This is a genomic window from Microbacterium sp. CFBP 13617, from assembly GCF_014839445.1.
GTDB lineage: Bacteria > Actinomycetota > Actinomycetes > Actinomycetales > Microbacteriaceae > Microbacterium.
Map to the genome: position 1 here is coordinate 1 of NZ_JACYNW010000007.1, position 1050 is coordinate 1050.

A 1050-nucleotide genomic window follows, 5' to 3' on the forward strand; every position below is an offset into this window, starting at 1 on the left:
ACGTGCTCGACATCGACGCGGATGGCGCAGACGCAGAGGTCGTCGATGCCGATGGCGCGGACGTGGATGTGGCAGACGCGGACGGCGCTGACGCTGATATCGCCGATGCCGACGCCGATGGCGCGGATGTCGATGTGGCCGACGTTGATGCGGACGCGGACGCGGATGGTGCGGACGCTGAGGCGTTGGACGTGCTCGATATCGACGTAACCGACCTGCTCGACGCTCTCGACATCGACGCGGACGTCGACGTGCTGGACGCAGATGCGGACGTGCTCGATATCGATGCGGATGCTGATGGTCTCGACGTAGACGTGCTGGACACGGACGCATTGGACGTCGACGTGCTCGACGCCGACGCCGACGTGCTCGACGCCGACGCCGACGGTGCAGACGCAGAGGTGGCGGACGCTGACGGCGTAGACGCTGACGTAGCCGATGCGGATGCGGACGCTGACGTGGCTGACGCTGACGTGGCTGACGCTGACGTGGCTGACGCTGACGTGGCTGACGCCGATGTGGCGGACGCTGATGCGGATGCCGATGTGGCCGACGCGGATGGCGCTGACGCTGCGGATGCCGATGCTGACGCCGATGTGGCGGACGCGGATGCCGACGTGACCGACACCGACGCTGATGTGGCTGATGCTGACGCTGATGTGGCGGACGCTGATGCTGACGCTGATGTGGCGGACGCGGATGCCGACGTGACCGACACCGACGCTGATGTGGCTGATGCTGACGCTGATGTGGCGGACGCTGATGCTGACGCTGATGTGGCGGACGCGGATGCCGACGTGACCGACACCGACGCTGATGTGGCTGACGCTGACGCTGACGTTGCTGACGCTGACGCTGACGTTGCTGACGCTGACGTTGCTGACGCTGACGCTGACGCTGACGCTGACGCTGACGCTGACGCTGACGCTGACGCAGACGCTGACGCTGACGCTGACGCTGACGCTGACGCTGACGCTGACGCTGACGCTGACGCTAACGCTGACGCTGACGCTGACGCTGACGCTGACGCTGACGCTGACGCTGACGCTG

Annotated in this window: 1 protein-coding gene; it reads right to left on the reverse strand. The window is 66.1% G+C overall.

Annotation, left to right across the window (positions count from 1 at the left end):
* On the reverse strand, window positions 1-1050 hold a 1050-nt coding region (locus IFU40_RS16605), incomplete at both ends, for a hypothetical protein (RefSeq protein WP_191927027.1).